Consider the following 22,748-nt stretch of genomic DNA (forward strand, 5'->3'; position numbering starts at 1 on the left):
TGGGCTCAGCCCGCGCAGGTCCGGTCGGCGGCGGTGACCTCGTCGATGTGGACGGCCAGTTCGCCGACCGTCATGGCCAGGATCTGGTCGATGTCCTTCTCCGCGAGGAGGCCGAGGAGGTCCACGGCGCCGCCGTAGCGCTGGTGCAGCAGCTCGGCGAGGGCGACGAACTCGATGCTCTCCAGGGCCAGATCGTCGTTGAAGGTGGTCGCGGGGGTGATCTCGCCCACGACGAGGAGCTCGTCGCCGACGACGCTCACCAGCATGTCGGTGATCTCGGCCAGGATCGCCCCGGTGCGCTCGGGGAGCGGGTCAGCTGCCATGGGTGGCCTCCGTGGAAGTGGGGGTGACGGTGCCCGTGCGGTCCTCGGGCGGCGGCCCGGTCCAGGCGACGACATGGCGCGCGGACAGGTCGTGGACGGAGTCGAGGTGGACGAGGTGGGCCTGTCCGGACGGGGAGAGGACCCGCAGCGCGCCGCCCGGCGCGGACGTCACGGCCCACTCCAGCGGCCGCCCGCCCAGGCCGCTGCCGGCCGCCTTCGCCGCGGCCTCCTTGGCGCACCACAACGCGGTGAGCCAGTAGGCGCGGCCGGTGCTCGCGGTGGTCTCCCGGGCCTGCAGGGCGTCCGCCAGGCGGCGTTCGGCCGGGGTGAGGGCGATGCGTTCGAGGGCCTGCGGATCGTCGGTGACCGGTTCGATGTCGATGCCGACCGGGCCGGACCGGTGGGCGAGGGCGACGGCGACGTGGTCCTTGTGCGCGAGCGAGAGGTGGAGCCCGGCGGCGAGCGGGCCCTCGGGCCGGGGGCGGCCGTCGTGGTCCTTGCCGACGGCGACCTCGGCGGGGAAGACCGGGCCGGCTCCCGACTCCCACAGCAGCTCACGGACCGCGTCCTTGGCGGCGATCCGGCCCAGCAGCCAGGCCGTGCGGGCGCGCGGCGCGCAGCGCTCGTAGCGGGCGCGTTCGGCGGCGCCCAGATAGCGGCGCATCACCAGCTCCTGCGAGGCCGGATCGGTCCAGCGGCGCCGGGCCAGGCACCAGCCGCCCGGCCGGGGTTCGCCGATCCCGCACACCTCCGGGGTGAACTTCATGGGCCACACCCGTTCGTCGGCGCCGAACCGCCGGTACGTCCAGTTCTCCAGCCGCGCCCGGACGCCGCCGTCGCCGCCGCACAGCTCCACGTCGCCGCGTACCGTGCCCGGCCGCACCTCGCGGATCCGGGCGGTGGCCGCGAGCAGCGTGCCCTCGCCCGGCGGGGGCCCGTAGAGCCGGACGCGCTCCAGCGTCGCGGGGAAGACCAGCCGGTCACCGGTGAGTTGCAGCTGCATCCAGTGGCCGAGGAGCTGGCCCGCGGCGTCCAGGAGGGCGCCGGGCGCGGGCAAGGCGCGCAGCGTTCCGCTGATGCCGTCGGCGGCCAGCGTGCGGACCTCGTGGACCCCGGCGAACGCCGGCCCGTGGAACATCCACCGGTCCCGGTAGAGGGCCTCGGCGCTCACCGGCGCCGACCGGCCGGACGTCAGCGCCGGGAGGCCGGGGGACGGCGGGGGCGGCAGGTGCGCCCCGAGGTGGACGGTGACCACGGCGTGGTCCCCGAGGGCCACCCGTACGCGGCCGTCGCCGACCGGGGTGGCGGTGACGGGCAGGTCGACGGGCGGGGCGACGGGCAGCCAGCGCAGGGCCCGGACGTCGGAGTAGCCGGTGACGACCTGCCCCGGCCGCACCTCCCGGGCCGCCTCGGCCGCCAGCTCCAGCAGCGTGGTCATCGGGACGACGGGGAACCGGTCGGCGGCCTCCGGCCAGTCGTCGGGCTGGAGGTAGACACAGTGGTCACGGACGTAGGGGACGGTGTCGAGGGAGAGGTGGCGGGTGGTGTGGTGAGGGGTGGGGGCGGGGGGCTGAGGTGCGATGGGGGCGGAGTCGGACGCCGGAGCGGTACGGGCGGCCGCGGCGGCGACTGTGCGGGTGGCGGCCCGGGCTTCGGCGAGGAGGGCGTCCAGAGCCTGGCGGACCGGGTCCGCGGCGGGCGGCTGCGGGTGCGGCAGCGCTCCCCCGCCCCCTCCCCCTCCTCCCCCTTCGGGGGAGGGGGCGGGGGGTGGGTTCGGGGGTGGGGGTGGGCCCGCGGGCGCGAAAAGCCGCCCGCCCGGCGCCGCGTCGCCGAGGCGGACCAACGGCGAGCCGAGATCGAGCCGGACCGGCACCCCGGCCCCCTCCGGGCCGGTGACACGGTCCACCGCCGGGACGCTGGCACGGTCCACCGCCGGGGCGCTGACACGTTCCGCCGCCGGGGCGCTGACACGTTCCGCCGCCGGGCCGACGACGCCATCCACCCCCGGGCCGGCGGCCACCCGGCCCACCTCCCCGGCCGCTCCGTCCCGAGCCGTCAGCCGCTCCCAGCGCGGGTTCAGGCCCTCGGTCCACAACGCGGCGGCCGTCCTGCGCAGTTGAGTGCGTCCGTCGCCGCGGGTGCCGGCCGCCGCCACGGCGAGGTGGTCCGTGCCGTGGAGGGTGTCGCCGACGAAACCGGTGAGGCTGCCGGCGCCGAGCTGGACGAAGGCGCGGACCCCCGTCGCGTACAGCCGGCTGGTCAGTTGCCGGAAGCGGACCGGCTCCAGGAGGTGCCGCAGCACCAGCGCGCGGACGTCCGGAGCGTCCTCGGGGAAGGGCGCGACGGTCGTCGCCGACCATACGGGGAGCCGGGGGTCCCGCAGCGGCAGGGCGTCGAACGCGGCCCGTACCTGGTCGAGATAGGGCGCCCACATCGGCGTGTGGAAGCCGGAGCGGAAGGGCATCTCCTGGGCCCGTACGCCCTGCCCGGCGAGCCGGCGGACGGCCTCGGCCAGCGGCCGCGGAGCGCCGCAGATCACCGACTGGTGCGGACAGTTGTCGTGGCTGACCGCCACCCCGGGCAGCCCTTCCAGGGCCGCCGCGGCCTGTGCGGCGCCGCAGCCCAGGGCCGCGTAGACCAGGTCGGGTACGGCGAGGGAGCCGGGACGCAGCGAGTCGAGGAAGGTGTCGACGGCCTGCGGCGGATACATTCCGGCGACCACCATGGCCGTCCACTCGCCGAGGCTGTGGCCGGTCAGCAGGTCGGGGGCGATGCCCAGTTCGGCCAGGACGCGGGCGAGGAAGCGGCCGGCGGCGAGCGTGTCGACGGCCCGCTCCACCAGGCCGCCGCCCGAGGCCGGGGGGCGGGGCAGGGACATCAGGTCGGCGAGGTCGTCCATCCGTGGCGGCGGTTCGGCTTCCAGGCCAGGGAAGACGAAGGCGAGCCGCGCTCCGGCTTCCCGGGCGTACGGCCCGAAGAAGGGGCTCGGGGTGAACCACACGTCGCCGCGCCCCCGCCACGGCAGTCGGCGCGCCACGATCTTGGCCGCCAGGGCACGGCGCTGCGGCGTGGGGCCGAGGAGCGCGAGACGGCAGGGGCCGTCGGCCGGGGAGACGCCCGCGTCCGCGCCCACACCCGCGACTCCGCCCCCGTGCCCGCGCTCGTACCCGTCGGCGAGGCCGTCCCGGCACCCGCCCGCGAGGCCGTCCCCGTTCTCGTATCCGCTCCCGCCCCCCGCGCCCACGTCCCGCAGCTTCTGCGCCAGTTCGTCGGCAGATCCCGCGGCGAGCCGGACGAGGCGCTCCGGCTCCGCCGTCCGCAGCGGGGAGCGGCGGGGCACGGGCGGTGCGGCGGCGGGGCTCCGGTGTCCGGGGGCCTCCTCCAGGATGACGTGGGCGTTGATCCCGCCGAAGCCGAAGGCGTTGACGCCGGCCCGTAGGGGTGCGCGTCCGGCGTCCCAGGGTTCGGTCTCGGTGAGCGGACGCATCCGGGTACGGGCCAGGCCCTCGTGCGGCTCGTCCAGGTGCAGGGTCGGCGGCAGGGTGCGGTGGTGGACGGCGAGGGCGGCCTTGATCAGCCCGGCGATGCCGGCGGCCTGCATGGTGTGGCCGAGCATCGACTTCACCGAGCCCAGGCCGACGGGCGCCCGGCCCGCGCCGGGTGGCCCGAACACCTGGGCCAGTGTGGTCAGTTCGGTGTCGTCGCCGACCGGGGTGCCGGTGCCGTGCGCCTCCAGCAGGCCGAGTGCGGCCGGGTCGCGCGGGTCGAGGCCGGCGCTCTCCCAGGCCAGCTCCAGTGCCCGGGTCTGCCCCTCGGTCCGGGGGTTCATCAGGCTGGAGGCGCGCCCGTCCCCCGACACGCCCGTCCCGCGGAGCACCGCGTACACCCGGTCCCCGTCGCGTTCGGCGTCGGCGAGGCGTTTGAGGAGGACGACGCCGGTGCCCTCGGAGAGCAGGGTGCCGTCGGCCCGGCGGTCGAAGGGGCGGATGCACTGGGTGGGGCTGAGGGCGCGCAGTTGGGTGAAGACGCTCCACAGGGTGGCGATGTGGCAGTGGTGCACGGCTCCGGCGATCACGCTGTCGCAGCGCCCGGCGGCCAGCAGGTCGACGGCCTGGGCCACGGCCAGCAGCGAGGAGGCGCAGGCCGCGTCGAGGGTGTAGGCGGGGCCGCGGAAGTCCAGCCGGTTGGCGGTGCGGGCGGCGGTGAAGCTGGGCACCAGGCCGATGGAGGCTTCGGGGCGTTCGGGGCCGAGGCTCTGCTGGAAGGCGTCGCGCACCGCGGAGATCTTCGACTCCCCCAGTTCCGGGGCGAGTTCGCGCAGGGTGACGGCGAGCTGGTGGGCCGTACGGACCCGCTGGTCGAGCCGGGCGGTGGCCACGCCCATGAAGCCGCCCCGGCCGAGGACGACACCGATCCGGGAGCGGTCGGCGGGCAGCCGCTCCTGGCCGCCGGCGTCCGCGATGGCGTCGGCGATGACGCGCAGCGCGAGGAGCTGGTCGGGTTCGGCGCCCGGGACGGTGGCGGGCATGATGCCGAAGCGGGTGGGGTCGAAGGCGGCCTGCTCGTCGAGGAAGCCGCCCCGCCGGCAGTAGAAGCGGTCGCTGCGGGCGGGGCCCTCGGCGCCGTGCGGGTCGTAGTAGATCGCGGGGTCCCAGCGGGCCGGCGGCACGTCCGTGATGCAGTCCGTGCCGGCCAGCAGGTTGCGCCAGTAGGCGTCGAGGCCGTCGGCGCCGGGGAACAGCGCCCCCATGCCGACGATCGCGGCGTCCGTGGGGCGGGGGCCGGTCTCAGGCATCGCCCGTCGCCTCCCCGTCCGCCTCCGCCGCCAGGACGACCTGGGGCGAGGTGCCGTGGGCCAGTTCGGCCAGCAGGGCGTCGGCCGCGGCCCCGGGGTCCAGGAGCGGGATGCCGCGGCGGGCGTAGGCGCGCTCCAGCTCCGGGGTGACCATGCCGCCGCCGTCGGCCGCCCAGGGCCCCCAGTCGACGGCGAGCACGCGCCCGGCCGTACGGGCCGACCAGGCCCTGGCGAGGGTGTCCAGGGCGTCGTTGGCGGCGGCGTAGTCGGCCTGCCCACGGTTGCCGAAGACCCCGGCGACGCTGCCGAAGAGGACGAGGAAGCCGGTGTCGTCGCCGGCGGCCTCCAGGAGGTGGCGGGCGCCGTCGACCTTGGTGGCGAAGACCCGGGCGAAGGACGCCGGGTCCTTGTCCCGCAGCAGCTTGTCCTCCAGGGTGCCCGCGCCGTGCACGATCCCGTCGAGCCGGCCGTGCCGGTGCCGGATGTCGTCCACCACGGCGCGTACGGCGGCCGGGTCGGTGACATCGGCCGCGTGATAGCGCACGGAGGCGGCGAGCGGCGCCAGGGCGGCGAGGGTGGCGGTGATCTCACGGCGGGCCAGGACCCGGGTGGCCGCCGCCTCGATCTGTGCCGGCCGGCGCAGCCCCTGGGCGATGAGCGCGGCGCGCAGCGCGATGCGGTCGTGGGCGTGCGCGAGTGCCGGGTCCTCGGGGTGCTCGTCCGGGGGCGTGCGCCCGAGGAGTTCGATGTGGCAGCCGTGGGCGCGGGCCAGGGCGTGCGCCGTACGGGCGGTGATGCCGCGCGCGCCGCCGGTCAGCAGCACCACCGAACCGGCGTCGAGCGGCGGGCGGCCGGTGGCGGGCCCGTCGTGGGACAGCGGCGCGGGGACGGTGCGCAGCGTCGTGCGGGTGCCGTTGGTGCGACCGACGACGACCGGCTCGCCGGGCGCGCACAGTTCGGCGAGGAGGTGGGCCGCGACGCGTTCGGGGCGGTCCTTGGGGTCGATGTCCACGGCGCGGATCAGGACGCCTGGGTATTCGAGGGCCGCCGTACGGGCGAAGCCGCGCAGCCCGGCGCCGGGCAGCGGGTCGGGAGCGTCCCCGGTGGCGTCGTGGCCGAAGGTGCCGCCGGCCGCGGTGGCCAGCAGCAGCCACCGGGCGCCGCCGGTCAGTGCGGTGCGCAGCCCCGCGTACTGTCCGGGCAGTACGGCGCCGCGGCCCGCCCGCAGGGCGCTGAGGTCGATCAGCCCGCCCACCCCGTCGGCGGCGGCCTCGGCCAGCCGCTCGGCGGGCACGGTACGGACCCGCGCCCCATGGCTCTCCAGGAGGGCGGCGAGGGCGAGCGCCACGCCCTGCCCGTCCTCCACCACGGTGAAGTCGCTGCCCGCCACCACCTCGGCGGGCGGCCGGCCGTCCGGCGGGCCGAGGGGGGCCACCTCGACGAGGGAACGGGTGGGCGGCCGCGGCGTCAGGACACCGTCGGCTCCGGTTACGGCACCGGCACCGGCACCGGCACCGGCACCGGCACCGACTCCGGTTCCGGCGAGCGGGGTGACGAAGGTGGGTGGGCTCACGAGGGTGGCGGGAGTGCCGACGCCGGGTGGCTCGGGGACGGGTACGGCGGCCCGCGACGGCGGGGCCGGGACGGTCCCGGCCGGCTCGAACGGCTCGGGCGGCGCGGGCAGCTCCGATGGGACAAGGGGCCGTGCGGGCTCGGCCGCCGCGGGCGCTCCCGCCCCCGGCTCGCTGCGGGCGGCGGCGATCCAGTCCACGATGCCGCTGATGGTCTTGACCCGGGCGAGCTGCTCCACCGCCGACTCCATGGCCCCGTCGGCGTCCTGCGGCAGTCCGATCCGGTCGGCCAGCGCACCGATGATCTCCACCCGCTTGATGGAGTCCACCGAGAGGTCGGCCTCCAGGTCGAGCCCGGCGTCGAGCATCTCGTGCGGATAGCCGGTGCGGGTGTGGATGATCTCCCGTACGGCATCGAGGAGTTCGGCGGGACTCAGCGGCGGTGCCACGGCGGCGGGCAACTGCCCATGGGCGGCGGCCCCGTTCTCGTGCCCGGCCCCGTCCCCGTATCCGGCCCCGGCATCGGCCCCGGCGGGTACGACGCCGGACGAGCCGACGGCCCGCTCCGCGCCGGACACCGGCGGCACGACCGCGGCGCCCCGCCCCCACTCCCCCGCCTCGCCCGCTTCAGCCGGCTCTCCCCGCCACGAGGGCCTTCCCACCTCTCCGGAATCTCCCAAGTACCGCAACACGACGTCCCGTTGGGCGGCGACCAGTTCCCGCGAGGCCCGCAGGTACTCCAGCACCGCGGCCTGCCGGGCGGCGTCACCGGAGGCGGTGCCGCTCCCCGGCGCCGTCCCGTCGCCGGCCGGCCGGGGGTCCACCCGCCGCGCCGGGCGCAGCCCGCCCGGCAGGCAGGCGCCGTCGGCGGTGCGCACCAGGTGCCCGTCGACCAGCCATCCCGGGCGGCGCGGCGGGTCCGCGGGCAGGGGCTCGGCGCGCCCGCGGAACAGCGGCTCGGGGTCGATCGGGACCCCGGCCGCGGCGAGCCGGGCCAGGACGTGCGGCAGCCGGGCCAGTCCCGGTTCGCCGGGGACGTCCAGCGGCACGGCGGTGTGCGGGCGGCCGTCCAGGATGCGGCCGACGAGGCCCGTGAGCACGCGGCCGGGCCCGGCCTCCACGAAGGTGCGCACCCCGGCGGCGTACATGTCCTCGATCTGCTCCACGAAGCGCACGGGCGCGGCGACCTGGCCCGCCAGGGTGTCGCGCACCGCGGACGCCGCGGGGTCGTACGGGCGCGCGGTGGCGCCGGACCAGACCGGGAAGGCGGGCACGGACACCTGGGCCGCGGACAGTTCGGCGGCGAGGGCGTCGCGGGCCGGGCCGAGTTGCGGGCTGTGGAAGGCACAGGCCACCGGCAGGCGGCGGGCGTCGAGGCCGGCCGTGCGCAGTGCCGTCACGGCCGCCTCCACGGCGTCCGTGGGTCCGGAGAGCACGCTCTGTTCGGGCGCGTTGTGGTTGGCGACGACGGCCCCGGAGCCGTGGATCAGGTCCCGCACCCGCGCCGGGGCGGCCAGGACGGCGGCCATCGCCCCGGGGTCCGCCCCGGCCGCCGCGAGGATGGCCTCGCCGCGGCGGGCGCTGAGCCGGAGCAGGGTCGCTGTGTCGTAGGCGCAGGCGGCCCACAGCGCGGTCAGCTCGCCGTACGAGTGCCCCGCCGCGCAGTCGGGGCGTACGCCGAGCGTGGTGAGCAGCCGGTGGGCGGCGGCGGAGGCGAGGCCGAGGGCGGGCTGGGCGACGCGGGTGTCGGTGAGGGCGGCCTGCTGGGCGGCGCGCCGCTCGGCGGTGAAGGCGGTGGGCGGGAACATGGCCGCGACACAGTCCGGGTCGGCGTCGTCCAGCAGGCCGCGCAGGGCGGGGAAGGCGAGGAACAACTCGCCCATCATTCCGGTCCGTTGGCTGCCCTGGCCCGGGAAGAGGAAGGCGACCTGCCCGGGGTCGGCGTCCGGCCGGCGGGGATACACGCCCTCGGTGGTCTCGAACCGGCGGGCGGCGGCCAGTTTGCCGGCGAGGTCGTCGAGATCCTCGGCCACCACGCAGAGCTGGACCGGTCCCTGCGCCGCCGCCGTGTCGGCGGCGAGGTCGCGCAGCGGCCAGGGCCGTCCGGCGGCGTCGTTGTCGGCCAGCCGTGCGGCGAGGCGCTCCATGGCGCGTACGGCGGCGGACCGGTCGGCGCCGCGGAAGCAGAAGAGCTCGGCGGGCCAGTGCGTCAGGGTGTGGGCGGGCTCGGGCGCGCCGTCGTAACCGGCGAGCACGGCGTGGTAGTTGGTGCCGCCGAAGCCGAAGGCGCTCACCCCGGCGATGCGCCGGCCCACGGGGACGGGCCAGGGCCCGGCGCCGCCGGCGTCGAAGCGGAACGGTCCGGCGTCCGCGGCCGGCCGGGTCAGGTGCAGGGTCGGCGGGCGCACGCCGGTGTGCACGGCGCGCGCGGCCTTGATGAGTCCGGCCAGGCCGGCCGCGCACTTGGTGTGGCCGATCTGCGATTTGACCGAGCCCAGTGTGCAGCTGCCGGGGGCGGCTCCCGCCTCCTCGAACATCTCGGTGAGGACGCCGAGTTCGGCGGTGTCGCCGACGACGGTGCCGGTACCGTGGGCTTCGAGGAGCCCGACCTGCGCGGGGCTGATCCCGGCGCGCCGGTAGGCGCGGTCGAGGGCCCGCCGCTGGCCCTCGGGCCGCGGCGCGGTCAGTCCGAGGGACCGCCCGTCGCTGGAGGTGCCGACGGCCTTGACGACCGCGTAGATCCGGTCGCCGTCGCGTTCGGCGTCCGCGAGGCGCTTGAGGACCAGGGCGCCGACGCCCTCGCCGAGCGCGATGCCGTCGGCGGCGGCGTCGAAGGGGCGGCAGCGGCCGGTGGGCGACAGGGCGCGGACGGACGCGAACATCAGGTAGTCGTTGATGCCGTTGTGCACGTCGGCGCCGCCGCACAGGGCCATGTCGGCGTCGTGGTCGCGCAGTTGGCGGCAGGCGAGGTCGAGGGCGGCGAGCGAGGAGGCGCAGGCGGCGTCCACGGTGCAGTTGGCGCCGCCGAGGTCGAGCCGGCTCGCGATGCGTCCGGCGATGACGTTGGCGAGGACGCCGGGGAAGGAGTCCTCGGTCAGGCGGGGCAGTTCGGCGTCGAGTGCGGGCGGCAGGTCGCCCAGGTAGGCCGGGTGCAGTGCGCGCAGTCCGTAGGCGCCGGCCAGTTCGGTGCCCGCCTCGGCGCCGAAGACGACGCTGGTGCGGGCGCGGTCGAAGTCGCGCTCGGCGTATCCGGCGTCCGCCAGGGCCTTGGCGGCGGCCTCCAGGGCGAGCAGCTGCACGGGTTCGATGGCGGTGAGGGAGGCTGGGGGGATGCCGTGGGCGAGGGCGTCGAAGGGGACGGCGGGCAGGAAGCCGCCCCAGCGCGAGGGGGTGCGTTCGCCCGCCCGCGCGGGGTCCGGGTCGTGGTAGGTGGCGGCGTCCCAGCGCTCGGCGGGGACCTCGGTGACGGAGTCGACGCCGGCGACGACGTTGGTCCAGAAGCGGGCGGCGTCGGGGGCCCCGGGGTAGACGCACGCCATCCCGACGATGGCGATGTCCAGCGGTTCCGCGGCCGGCCCCCGGCCCCGGTCCCACTGCCCGTCGGGGGCCGGGAACTCCGCGGCCCGCGCGGCGAGCTGCGCGGTGGCGCCCTCGGTGACGGCGGTGTGCAGGGCGGCGACGGTGGTGGTGGCGCTGCGGGCGGTGGCGGCCTGGCCCAGCATGTAGAGGCCCTCGCGGAGCTGTTCGCGCTCCCCGACGGGCGCGGGCCGCCCGCCGTCGGTGTGGCGCAGGCCCTTGCTCGCCAGGCGCAGGCGGCCGAGGTTGCGCCGTTCCAGCTCCTCCCACCGGGCGCGCGGGTCCGTGCCCCGGGCGGCGAGGCGCCGTTCGGCGGCGGCGAACTCCTCGGTATAGGCCGTCTCGGCGCAGCGGGTGGCGTGGCCCGGCGCGGTCCGCAGCAGTACGGTCCGGTCGCAGGCCAGGGCGGTGTCCTGGAAGCCGGGGAGGACGGCGCCGGTGGCCACGGCCTCCTGGGTGAAGAGGTAGGCGGTGCCCATCAGGACGCCGACGCGGGCCCCCAGTTCGGCGAGCGGGGCCGCGGCGGCGGCCGCCATGGCGGCGGTGCAGGCGTCGTGGATGCCGCCCGCGAAGAGCAGGTCCAGGTCCGCGGCCGTGCCGCCGTGCGTCCCGGCGTGCGTGGTCAGCCGCTCGATCTGCTCCTCCCACAGCGGGAAGCTGGCCCGGGGACCGATGTGGCCGCCGCACTCCTGCCCCTCGAAGACGAATCTGCGGGCGCCTTCGGCGAGGTAGCGCTCCAGCAGGCCGGGCGCCGGGACGTGGAGGTAGGTCCGGGTCCCGGCCGCTTCGAGCGGCGCCGCCTGGGCGGGCCGGCCGCCGGCGATCAGCGCGTAGGCGGGCGCGAACTCGGCGACGGCGGCGAGCTGTTCGCGCCGCAGCTCGGGCGGCGCGAAGCCCAGCAGGCCGACGCCCCAGGGCCGCTCGCCCAGCCGTTCGGCGGTCTCGGCCAGCAGTCGGCGCACCTGCCCGCCGTCCATGACGGCGAGCGCGAGGAAGGGCAGCCCGCCCCCGGCGGCGACGGCTTCGGCGAAGGCGGACTCGTCGCTGACCCGGGTCATCGGCCCCTGGGCCACCGGAAGGTGACGGGCTCCGGGGCGCGGCGCGAGCGGCCGGGTGCGGGCCGCCGCGGCGAGGTGCCCGGTGACGGCGGAGCGTACGGCCTGGACGACGCCGCCGGTGGTGCGGTGCCGCGCGGCGAGACGGGCGGCGAACGCCCCGTCCTGGCCGACGGGGAGCAGCTGGGTCCGCAGGTCCCGGGCGCCGAGGAGGGCGGCGACGCGGTCGGGGCCGGTGTCCGCCCCGGCGCTCGCGTCGTCGTCCTCTCCGGCGTCGTCCCCTCCGGTGCCCGCGGCGGCCGCGGGGGCGGCGAGGTCGGGGCGGGTGAGGACGCGGTGCCCGGCGACGAGGCTGGTCTCGCTGCCGTCCATGGCCCGGATCGCGGCGGCGACCGCACCGGGCAGCCGGGCCGCCCCCTCGGTGGTGAGCGCGAGTTGGGAGTCGAGGAGCACCCCGGCCGCGCCGCCGGCGACGGCCGCGGCGGCGGTGTGCGGACCGATCCCCCCGGCGGCGAGCACCGGGACCGTCACGGACGGGTCGGCCAGGACGCGGGACAGCAGGACGCAGGTGGTGAGTTCGCCCACCCGGCCGCCCGACTCGTGGCCCCGGGCGACCAGCGCGGTGGCGCCCGCGGCACACGCCGCCGCGGCCTCCTCGGGGCTGGTGACCTCGGCCCACACCCGGCGCCGCCCGCCGCCGGCCCAGTCGTCGGGACCCGGGACCGCGCCGCGGCCGGTGGCGGCGTACGCCCGCGGGTCGGCGAGCAGGACGGTGTCGGTCCCCTCGGGCAGGTCGGCGGGCGTCAGCGGGCACCCGGCCGGCACCCGGACCCCGTGCCGTAATCGGCCGAGCCGGCCGAGCGCGTCGCGCGCGGCACCGGCGTCCCGCCCGAGGTCCAGCAGCCCGAGCGCGCCCGCGCGTTCGGCCGCCACGACGATCCGGTCCGCCGGCTCCCCGAAGGGCGAGAGCGCGACGACGAGGTCACGGCCGGTGGACTCCGGACGGGCCGGCGCGGCAGCGGCGGTGCCCGGCCCGGCGGAACCTGCGGCCCGCCCGGCCGGCGCGACCACGGGCCGGGCGGTGGAGTCGGTGGCACCAGGGGCGGAACCGGTGGAGCCGGGAGTGGAGCCGGTGGTGCCGGAACCGGGATCACCGGAGCCGGAGAGGGGGGTGCCGGCGAGAGGGGGCCAGGGGGCCACGGGCGCTCCTTCTGCTGGGGGCGGACACGCTCTACCACTGCCACCTGCGGTAACCAGCGGTAGGCGGTCGGCCGGGCCCGCTGATGCCGCGTTGCATGGTGGAGCCACCCCCATGCACTGTCAACGCACGCGCATCAGGCGGTAGTTGATTCCGCCAAGGTCACCACGGCGCCGCGCCGGCCGCGCCGCCACCCCCTCACCTGGGCGGACGCGCTCCCGAGGACGGGCTCCCGGCACCGCGGCTGGCCGGAAATACACCAGGGTGGCACAGTGCACCAGCGGCTCGCCGCGCAGATAGCGGCCGACCTCACCCGGCGCGGTCAGCGCGTAGCGGTTCTCCGTATGCCAGATGGTCTCGCCGCACACCAAGTTCACCCAGTCGTCGAGCGCCATGCCTGCCACCAACGCCACACTGCGCAAGCCGGTTCAACCGCCTCAAGGGCTTCCACAGCATCGCCTTCCGACACGAGAAGACCGCTACCTCTTACGAGGCAGCGGTCACCCTCGCATCATTCCCGCTCGGGGCAGGAATCGCGCGAAGACGGACCCTGGTACGGCAACTGCGGTGGCGGTGAAACGAGTTCACGCCGCGTCCGCACTTCCGCTCACTCCGTTTCCGTCGACACCCCTCAGCGTCAGGGAGTTCCTGGCAGGTGGCCGAGCCGTGAAGGAGCGTCATTGTAGCCGTCATCCTCGCGCCATTGCGGCCGACCGGAGATGACGAAACTGGAGATTCCATGACCCAGCAGGTAGAGACTCTGCACATCAACCTCGATGTCGAGCGCTTCACTGATCCGTCGGGCGTCCTCTTCCGTCCCCTGCCTGATCACCAAACCGTCATACATCCGCTTGATGCACATGTGCTCAACTCCCGCAAAGAGAATATCGATACGTGTACCGTATTCCTCGCGAGAACTCCTCAGCAACAGGCGCCGATGACTGACAGTATATTGCCAAACCTTGAATCGTCGATCCGATTCATAGACCTCTACCACGCGACGAACCTATCTCTTTCCCGGCTTTCTCGGAACTATACTATCCCAGTCCGGCTCAGGGAGTGACGACCTGGGCACTTTCTCGCCATTATGATAGAAATCCACGTTATTCCAGTCGAGATTTTCGAGCCTCGCATGCCAGGCAAGCTCGTACATCTCCCACTGCGTGGCCTTGTAACCTCCCCACGGAGCACCGGCCTTTACGGCGGACTCGAAAGCCTTCGCATAATCTCCCGTATCCGCGTGTTTGAATCCGTCGAGCGCTACGGCAACCCGGCCATTGTTTCGCAACCTGTGGGACACCTCACTCTGCCACTGGGCGACCGGACCGTAAGGGCCATCGGCGACAACTTGAGCATATTTGGGATCGTTGAACGTAACCGACCCCTCAATTTTTTTGGCGAGTTCCTCACATGGGTCATGAATACCCAGAACCAAGACCTCACACGGGCTGAGGCCCAGTGGGTCTGTCCACGCGAAGGGGTTCGAGACATATGCGTACTGGTTGGGATCAGCAGCCAACCCAAGAGGGTCGGCACTGATGTAGCGACCGGTCTCCGGTTCGTAATAGCGGTGGAAATTATAATGAAGACCAGATTCCGGGTCGAAGTATTGGCCGGGAAATCGGAGGGGCGTGTAGGCCGCACTGTCCGCGGCCCAGGTCGCGATGCCGCCCAGCGTGGAGCGAGCATGCCAGGCAAGATTTCCGGTCTCGTCGAGGAGCTCGGTGGGAGTGCCGACGAGGTCAGTGACAATCGCGAAGAAGCGCTGGTCCACTTCTTCTTGATGCGCATGAGCCGCAGTCTTGCGTTCGGTCTGCGCCAGAGGGTGTCTGCCGTCGTAGTCCCAAGTGAGGGTAACGCTACTTGGCAGGTCCGCGGATGTCGTTGTCTGTTCCGCAAGGTTGCTGCCGTCCCAGGTGAAATCAACCTGCTCAAGAATCGCCCCATCAGCAGCTAGGCGCTTCTTCGCGATACGGCGGCCGAGCGGGTCGTAGTAGTAACGCCACAGCTGCCCGTCAGGAGTGATGACGCCGGTGAGACGGTCCTCGGCGTCCCACGTATAGCGCCACGTGTCGGGTTTACGGGACGGTCGCTTCTTCTGACGGAGGGTGACGCGCCCTTGAGCATCGTATTCGTAGCGGATTGCCCCGGCGCGGTTGATGCGAGTTCCGGTATAGGTACGCTCGCCGCTGGCTTCAGGAGCCGGGTGGTTGTCGGGCCAGGTGGTGTGGGTCTGATTGCCGGCCGTGTCATACGCGTAGGTCGCGGTCCAGTTGTGGGAGGAATCGGTGGTGACCCGACCGGCGGTGTCGAGTTCGAAGTGACGGGCTCCGTCAAGATGGTCTTCAATGCCGATGAGGTAGCCGTCCGCGCGGTAGGTATACGCGCGGTGTTGGATGGTTTCGGCAGGAGAGGCGACGTGCTGGTCGGTGAGCCGGCCGACGGCATCGTAGGCGTGGGTGAAGGTGGTGTCGCCGAAGGTGCGGGAGGTTTCCCGGCCGAGCGCATCGTGGGCGAAGGCCAGGCTACGGCCGGAGGTGTCGAGTCTGGTCCGCTGTCCCACTGCGTTGTAAGTCCATCGGCTCACCGCGCCGGTGGGGGTTGTCCGCGATATTCGACGGCCCAAAGGGTCATAGCCGAAGGTGCTGGTGCGACCGTTCACCGACTCGGCAACGAGCCGACCGAACTCATCACGAGCATAAGTGAGATCACCGTCCGGTCCGGTGATCTCTGCCAGACGGCCGGCGGCATCGTAGGTGAAGGTGGTGAGTTCGCCCTCGACATCTTTGGTGACGGTGCGGCCCAGCGCATCGTGGGTGAAGCGGATCGTGTGACCGAGTGCAGTGGTGCGTGAAGTCAGCCGGCCCGCCGCGTCATGCGTATAGGCCTGGGTGCGGTTGCCGAAGTCGGTCTCGGAGATCAGACGCCCGGCCTCGTCGTACTCGTAGCGCCAGGTCAGCCCTTGCGGGTTGATGACCTTCATCAGCTTGAGTTCGGTGTCGCGCAGGAACTCGTAGCGAGCGCCGTCCGGGTCGGTGCGCGCCTTCAGCTGATCGAAGTGGTCGTACTCGAATGTGGTGACCCGGCCCAAGGCGTCGGTGTGGCTGGTGCAGTTCCCCTCACCGTCGTAGGTCCAGGATTCTCGAGTGGCATCCGGGTTCTGGCGAACCGCGAGGCGCCCTTCGGATGTCCAGCGATAGCGGGTGGTGTTGCCGAGTGGGTCGGTGACGGAGGTGGTACGACCGAAGCGGTCCCTGCGGAAATGCGTGGCGGCGCCGAGAGAGTCAGTGACTACGAGCGGGAGACCGGCCTCGTCGCACTCGATACGAGACGTACTGCCCAGCGGGTCGGTGACGGAGGTGAGGTGGCCACGTTCGTCATGGGTGAAGCGGGTGGTTTGACCAGCCGGATCGGTGACGGCGATCCGGTTGCCCTTGGCGTCGTACTCCTGACGGGAGGTGAGGCCATCGGGACCCGTGACTTCCGCCGGGAGGCCGAGGCCGGTGTAGGTGGCGGTACTGCCGGATCCGTCCGGGCGGACGACTGAGACGACGTGACCGTCTCCGTCGTAGGTCAGGTGTGTGGTGTTGCCTAGGGCGTCGATGATCTGCAGAGGACGGTCGTGCGGGTCGTAGGTGGTGCGCGTGGTGTTGCCGAGTGGATCGGTGATCGCGATGACCTGCAGGCGGTCGTTGACGAGGTACCGGGTGCGAGCACCTTCTCCGTTGGTGTGCACGGTGATGTGGTGCCCGGTTTCGGGGTCGGCCTCGCCGTAGGTGAACCGGTTCGCCAGGTGCCCCTCAGCCCCGGATTGGAAGGTGCACCGGTGGCGATGGTCATAGGTGTACTCGTAGCGGGAATCACGGGAGTCGACCCAGGCCGTCATTCGGTGCTCGGCGTCGTATTCGAACCGCGTCACCGCCCCAGTGGAACCAGTGACATCGATGAGATTGCCCACCTCGTCGTGCCCGTAGGACCGGATCAGCTGGTCCGACCCGTCCTCCGCCGCGCCTGCCAGGTGCAGGGCGGTGAGGCGGCCGTGGTCGTCACAGGTGAGCTTGAGCTCGTAGCCCGCGGTGTGGCGGATCGCGTACGGGATGCCGGTCTCGTCCGCGTAGTCGAAGGTGATCCGGTGCCCGTTGCGGTCGATGATTTCGTCGGGCAAGGCAAGGCCGGGCACATGCAGGGCGTCGCTGAAGTAGCGGGTCTGACCGGTTTCCGGGTCATCGACGGCCCAGTCACCCTGCTCGGTGCGCGTCAGCGGCCAGCGCGGACCGTTCTTCGGCACCACCCGCTCGCCGACCTGCGGGGTGGCATAGCGCAGGAGCATCCCGGTGTCGGTGACGAAAACGACCTCTTCGGAGTCGATCTCCAAGCGCTGATCGACGGTTGAGGACCAGGACGGCCCGATGTGCCGTCCGGTGCGGGTCGAGGACTCGTATCTGCGGGTGAACAGCAAGGGGAGGGCGCCGGGCAGGGCAATGTCGGTCTGAGAGAGGAACACCTTCCCTGTGGCCAGGTCGACCGGGTCGGTACCGTCTGTGCACTTCCCCTCGTCCTTGCGGGTGCTGGCGTGGGGATGCTCCGCATCCGCCTGCTTTGCGGCGGCGCTCTTCGTGGGCCTTCTGGTCGGTCCCTTCGGGTCCAGAGAAGTGCTCCCTCCACCGCCCGAGCCACCACCGTTGGGGGCTTTGGGATCCTTTGCGCCTCCCTTGCCGAGGCCGTTGAAGCGCTCTGCGAGGCTCCTGTCATTGTCTTGGTGGTTCTTGACCATCTCCTTGAGGCCACGGGTCATGTTGTCGTCGAGGTGCTTGGCGGTTTTCTTCACCCCGTCCTCGAGGCCCTCGATGACCTTATCCAGGCACGCGTTGGCCGCATCGGCGATGGCATCCTTGCCCCGAGTGCGGCCGTGATGGCTCTTGGCCCGGCCGATCTTTCCGCCGGCCTTGTTCCGGAACGTGCCGCTCGCGCCCTGCAGGCTCGTGACGACCTTGTGGTGCTCCTCCGGATCATGACTGAACCCGCTGCTGCCGCCCGTCCCAGCACTGCCACCGGACCCGCCGAGCCCGCCCCCACGGCGGCCACCAGCGCTGAGGAGCTCCATCGGGTTCTCGGCAGCAGATTTGGCCGAGTCCTTGGCGTCCTGGATGCCCTGGCCGAAGCCGTCCTTGCCGGCCTTCGCGGTCCGGCCGAGGTCCACACCGTCCTGAACGCCGAGAGCGTTACCACCGAGCTGGACCACCAGGTCCCCGACCATCGCGCCGAGCGCCTCCTCGACCGGGGTCAGCGCGATGCTGACCACCTCCTCGGCGACCGCCTGGCAGACCTCCTTGAAGAGCCGCTTGACGATCACGCGGGTGGCCTGCGTCGCCGCCAGAGCCCCGACCTCGGACAGCCCAAGGGTGAAGGGAGCCGCAGCCTGCGCGGCGATCACCTCTGCGGCCAGAATGCCGAGTTGGACCAGGGCACCGATCTTGGCACCTTCGATGAGGACGGCGACGCCGTCCATCGCCGTGCCCGCCATACGACCGCATTCGGCGAGTCCCTTGAGATGCTTGCCGTTGATCTTTCCCCAGTGTGCGTTGAGCGCCTCGACGGCCAAGGAGCCGCCGGCCGACCCCACCAGACCCTGGATCGCGGTGTGCGCCTCGTTCGCGCCCTCGTCGATGTCGTCAGCGAACTCCCGCATGGCCGAAGCCATTTCGCGGTAGTCGTCCTCATCCACATTCGGCCACGACACCCCGATGATGTCGAGAACCTCATCCGCCCACCCAGGCAGCACAACACCCACGCGAAAGCACACCCCCGTACAGCAGTTGTTGGACCATCAGATCCTGTCAACTGCGCAAATGTTCCTCAAGTGAACTCCGAACCGCCCGGTCCGACGGCGTTCCGTATCCGGACAGCGCTACGAGACCACACAGGTCGGCACCAGGGACGGCAGATCGGGCACGCGGCGGCATGCCATGCGTCACGGCGCCCCCAGTGCGCCACCCCGCTGTCGCCGGGCCCAGAAAGGCTGCTCGGGCCAGCGGGTTTCCTGGGCGTGGACGGTGCGGTGGCCGTGGCGGTAGGCGGCGCGGGCCGTGGCGATCTGGGCGGCGTAGCGGGGCAGGGCCGCGCGGTCTCCGCGCAGTCGGGCGTGGACCGCGCGGCCGGCGTTCAGGCCGGTGTAGAGGGCGGTGAGGATGCCCTGGGAGCTGAGCGGGTCGAAGGCGGCCGCCGCGTCTCCGGCGGCCGTCCAGCCGTCGCCGTGCACCCGGTCCAGGTGGGCGCTGTGCGCGGGGGCGCGGCGGGGCGGCCGCGCGGGGGTGAGGGCGTGCGGGCGGGCCCGGTGGGAGAGGTGCCGGGTGGCCAGCAGGCGGGTGCGGAACCGCTCGGCGTCGTGGGTCGCGGCGGCGGGCAGGTCGGCGTCGGTGAAGTAGGCGACCAGGCGGTGCCGGGAAGGCAGCAGGGCGGTGTACCACCAGCCGTCCCGGTCGGACTCGACCAGCGAACGGCCGTCGGCGGGGGCCTGCGGGGCCGGGTCGAGGGTGAGGTGGAAGGCGGTGAGGCGGTCGCCGGTGCGCCGCCGGGCACCGGAGCGCACCGCGATCGCGGCGCCGCGTCCGGTGGCGTCCACCACCCAGCGGCAGCGGACCGTCCGTTCCCCGCCGCCGGCGCCCTCGCGCAGGGCGAGGTGCCAGGTGCCGTCCGGCTGCCGGGCGGGGCGCCGTACGCCGGTGTGCTCGGCGACCTCGGCGCCCGCCGTACGGGCGGCCGCGCGCAGCCGCCCGTCGAAGAGCGGCCGGTCGAGGTGCCAGCCGTGGCCGTAGGGGTCGCGGAGGGAGTCCACGGCGCGGAGTTCGGCCGAGCCCCAGGCGGACAGGGTGCCGTGGCAGGGCAGGTGGCCGCTGCCGAGGACCGGCCGCTCGACGCCGAGGTCGGCCAGCAGCAGCCGTGCCGCGGACACCAGTGCCTCGCCGGTCTTGGGCGGGCCGGTGCCCGCGTCGGCCAGCAGGACGGTGCGCCCGGCCCGTACGAGGGCGAGCGCGGCGGCGCAGCCGGCCGGGCCGCCGCCCGCGACCACGACGTCGTAGTCCGGGACGGGGCTCACCGGGAGCCGTGGAGGGGGTCGAGCTTCTCCAGGTACCCGGCGGCGATGGCCGTTTCGTCCTGGCCGGTCGCCTCCTTGACCTCCTGGACCGCCTGCTGCACCAGCATCGACTCGACGTCCCCGGCCGGGACCGCGCCGGTCCAGGCGTCGGCCGCACCGGCGAGTTGGGGCACGCCCGCCTCGGGCACCTGGATGTTGATCAGGTTGGTGTGGTCCGGGACGGGCGGGTAGCCGGGCTCGGACTCCACCTGGAGGTAGCGCGGGAACTTGGCGTCACCCACGGTGTATTCGTGCGGCTCGACGATGCCGAACCGGAACCAGTCGTCGATCATCTGGCGGCGCTGCTTGGTGAAGTCGGTGCCCTTCAGGCCGCGCAGCCACACCGCCCGGTTCTCGAAGGCCTTCTCCCGGACGCTGTCGTCGGAGCCGGAGGGCGGGGTGTTGACGGTGGTGAAGTCCGCGTGCTTCAGCACGTGGTTGGGGACCTGGGCGGGCCAGAAGGTGGGCAGGTAGGGGCTGTAGCGCGGGCCGAGCCCGGAGCGTACCTGGTAGCCGGAGCGGCAGCTCGCGGCGTCGCACTGCCAGGGGGCGGCCATCCAGCGGGTGAGGTCGCCGGGGCCCTGGGCGAAGAGCGGGCCGTTCTTGCCCAGGGCGTCCTGGACGGTGAGCGCGTCGCCGTAGTCGCGTTCGGGGTCGTCGGGCCCGCGGTGCAGGATGCGGAACGGCTCGGAGTACAGGGTCTTGTGCCGCATCGGCCAGGTGACCTCGCAGCCGGGGTGGAACGCGTCGGCGGCGCAGTTCTCCAGCGCGGCCCGGTCCAGCAGGCCGGGCTGTTGGGCGGGCGGCGCGTCGTCCACGACCGGGAAGCCCGTACGGGGCGGCCCCGTGGTGAAGCGGCCGTCGGCCCATTGGGCCAGCATCCGGTCCTGGGCCGGGGTGAGGGTGAGGTGCTGGCGGACGGAGGTGGGCTTTCCGCTGGACATGGCGTCGCCGTAGAGCCATGGCCAGGGCACCGGGGAGGTGCCGTCCCGGTCGAGGTCGCGCATCTGGACGTAGACCTGACGGCGCAGCTCCTGGGCCGCCTCGCCCGGGTCGGCGAGCCGTCGGCGCAGGGCGGGGTCGAGGAAGTGGTACGGGCCGGCCCAGCCGAACTGGGTGGCGAAGCCGTGGTTGACCCACTGCAGATCGCAGAAGCGGCGCAGCAGCGGCTCGATGTGGTCCGGGTAGGAGACCTGCTGCACGTCGGGCAGGGTGTGCTCGGTGACGAACAGGTCGCGGAGCAGGTCGTACAGGGTGCGTACGGTCTTCACGCCGGGGGCGTAGTGCGGTGGGGCGACCACGGCCCAGGCCGGGGTGGCGGTCCGGGTGACGCCGCGGAGGGTGACCTCCGCCGTGACCGGGCCGTCGGCGACGTCGTCGTACCAGGTGTCGTTGTTGGCGACGCCCGAGATCGGCTTCTCGGGCATGGCGTAGGAGGCCGACTTCCCGGCGCCGCCGACGACCAGCAGGCGGCCGTCGCTCTGGGTGGACATCGAGCCCAGGGCGACCGCCCGGTTCATGATCGTGCCGGCGAAGGCGGCGGTCTCGTGCCGGGAGGCGCGGACGGTCTGGCGGCCGGGGTCGATGACGAGCTTCTTGCGCTCCGCTCCCCGGACGTCGAAGTTGCGGCGGCGGCGCTGGGCCTCCGTCAGGCCGCCGGCCTCGGGGATGTCGAGCGGGAGGTGGAACTGGTACCAGGCGGCCTTCTTGTTGGCCAGGTGCACCGACCAGGTGATCTCGGTGACGTCCTCGTCGCCCAGCTTGAGTTCCCTGACGACCTCGCCGGCCTGGTTGTAGCCGTAGACCCGGAAACGGGCGGCCTGCCGGATGATCTTTCCCGAGCTGTCCTTGTAGGAGCCGGGCGGAAGCGGCGGCTGGTCGGGGGACTCCGGGCCGATGAAGGGCTGTCGGTCGCTGTTGCCGACCCGGGCGATGCCGATGGCCGGGTGGATCTTCACCTGTGCGATCTGTGTGTCCATCGAGGAGCCTTTCCCAGGGCCGGTGCGGATGCCCCCGAACGCCTCAAACGTAGGAGCGGCGCCGCTGACGCGGGGCGGCCGGGGGCGTCACCTGGGCGCACCGATTCACTCGTTCGGGAGCGCCGGCCGGTGTCGGGGCGGGTGGGGTCAGGGCCGGGTCTCCTGGTCCCGCTCGTCGGCGGTGGCCTGCTCCAGGGCGTCGAGGACCGCGAGCTGCTTGCGGTCGCGCTCCCCGGTGAGGTCGCGGTACGAGCGGGAGCCGTACGCGTCCTCCACGGCCCTGATGAGCCGTTCGGTCTGTTCGGGGGTCTGCGCGGGGCGGCCGGAGGAGTCCCCCAGCTGCCGCATCGACGGTCCGATGTGCTCGGCCATGTGCCGGTAGCCGCCGGGGCCGCCGCCCAGGTGGGCGCCGAGGAAGGGGCCCACCGTGGACCAGCGCAGGCCCAGCGAGTTCACCATGATCATGTCGAGTTCGGCCGGCCCGACCACGCCCTGTTCCACGAGGCGGACGGCCTCCCGGCTCAGCGCGTTCTGCAGGCGGTTGCCGACGAAGCCGGGGACCTCCTTGCGCTCCACCACCGGCACCCGCCGCACCGAGCGGTAGAACGCCACCGCCCGGGTGACGGAGTCCTCGCGGGTGCGCCGGCCGGGCACCACCTCCACCAGCGGCACGAGGTGCGGCGGGTTGAAGGGATGGCCGATCAGGATGCGTCCGGCGTCGTCGATCCCGTCGGTGAACGTGGTGGCGGGCAGGGCGGAGGAGGAGCTGAGCAGGAGGGCGTGGGAGGGGGCCTCGCGGACCAGCCGGGCGAAGAGCGCGCGCTTGAAGGCGGCGCTCTCCGGGCCGCTCTCCTGGACCACGTCGGCGTCCCGGACGGCCTCGGTGACCTCGCCGGCGAGCCGGACCCGGTCGGCCAGGCCGGCGGTGTCCAGGCCCTGCCGGGCCAGGTGCGGGGCGGCCTCGGCCAGTGCGGCGCCGACGGCTTCGGCGAGGTCGGGGCGCGGATCGGTGACCCGCACCCGCAGCCCGTGGCCGGCGAACAGGGCGGCCCACGAGAGTCCGATGGTCCCGGCGCCGATCACGGCCACGGTGGGGTGGGTGGTGCTCATGGCAGA

At 73.6% G+C, this 22,748-nt stretch carries 9 protein-coding genes; all 9 read right to left on the bottom strand.

Going from position 1 to position 22,748, the window contains the following annotated elements:
* Nucleotides 1-5: 5 nt before the first annotated feature.
* Entirely contained in the window at nucleotides 6-323 is a 318-nt protein-coding gene (locus K7396_RS05840; protein WP_086718049.1) for a phosphopantetheine-binding protein, read from the bottom strand.
* Entirely contained in the window at nucleotides 313-5,118 is a 4,806-nt protein-coding gene (locus tag K7396_RS05845) for a type I polyketide synthase (RefSeq protein WP_152104358.1), read from the bottom strand. Before K7396_RS05845 ends, K7396_RS05840 begins: the two co-directional genes overlap by 11 nt.
* Nucleotides 5,111-12,520, bottom strand: a complete 7,410-nt coding sequence (locus K7396_RS05850; protein ID WP_223659681.1) for a type I polyketide synthase — start codon at nucleotides 12,518-12,520, stop codon at nucleotides 5,111-5,113. Before K7396_RS05850 ends, K7396_RS05845 begins: the two co-directional genes overlap by 8 nt.
* Before the next feature lie 120 nt (nucleotides 12,521-12,640).
* Nucleotides 12,641-12,913 carry a hypothetical protein gene (locus K7396_RS05855; RefSeq protein ID WP_086721329.1) on the bottom strand — a complete coding sequence of 91 codons (273 nt, stop codon included), beginning with the start codon at nucleotides 12,911-12,913 and terminating at the stop codon, nucleotides 12,641-12,643.
* 242 nt (nucleotides 12,914-13,155) lie between these two features.
* The gene (locus K7396_RS05860) at nucleotides 13,156-13,515 is read right to left on the bottom strand and encodes a hypothetical protein (RefSeq protein ID WP_086721330.1); all 360 of its coding nucleotides are present in this window, start codon (nucleotides 13,513-13,515) and stop codon (nucleotides 13,156-13,158) included.
* 9 nt (nucleotides 13,516-13,524) lie between these two features.
* Entirely contained in the window at nucleotides 13,525-18,309 is a 4,785-nt protein-coding gene (locus tag K7396_RS05865; protein ID WP_143589263.1) for an RHS repeat-associated core domain-containing protein, read from the bottom strand.
* 180 nt (nucleotides 18,310-18,489) lie between these two features.
* On the bottom strand, nucleotides 18,490-19,614 hold the full coding sequence (locus K7396_RS05870) for an FAD-dependent monooxygenase (protein ID WP_152104357.1): 1,125 nt from the start codon (nucleotides 19,612-19,614) through the stop codon (nucleotides 18,490-18,492).
* A complete protein-coding gene (locus K7396_RS05875; protein WP_086717160.1) occupies nucleotides 19,611-21,632 on the bottom strand; it encodes a LodA/GoxA family CTQ-dependent oxidase in 2,022 nt (673 codons plus the stop codon). The genes K7396_RS05870 and K7396_RS05875 overlap by 4 nt, the downstream gene beginning before the upstream one ends.
* A 147-nt stretch (nucleotides 21,633-21,779) precedes the next feature.
* The gene (locus tag K7396_RS05880; RefSeq protein ID WP_086717161.1) at nucleotides 21,780-22,742 is read right to left on the bottom strand and encodes a 3-hydroxyacyl-CoA dehydrogenase NAD-binding domain-containing protein; all 963 of its coding nucleotides are present in this window, start codon (nucleotides 22,740-22,742) and stop codon (nucleotides 21,780-21,782) included.
* Nucleotides 22,743-22,748 lie beyond the last annotated feature (6 nt).

Source organism: Streptomyces angustmyceticus, assembly GCF_019933235.1.
Classification (GTDB): domain Bacteria; phylum Actinomycetota; class Actinomycetes; order Streptomycetales; family Streptomycetaceae; genus Streptomyces; species Streptomyces angustmyceticus.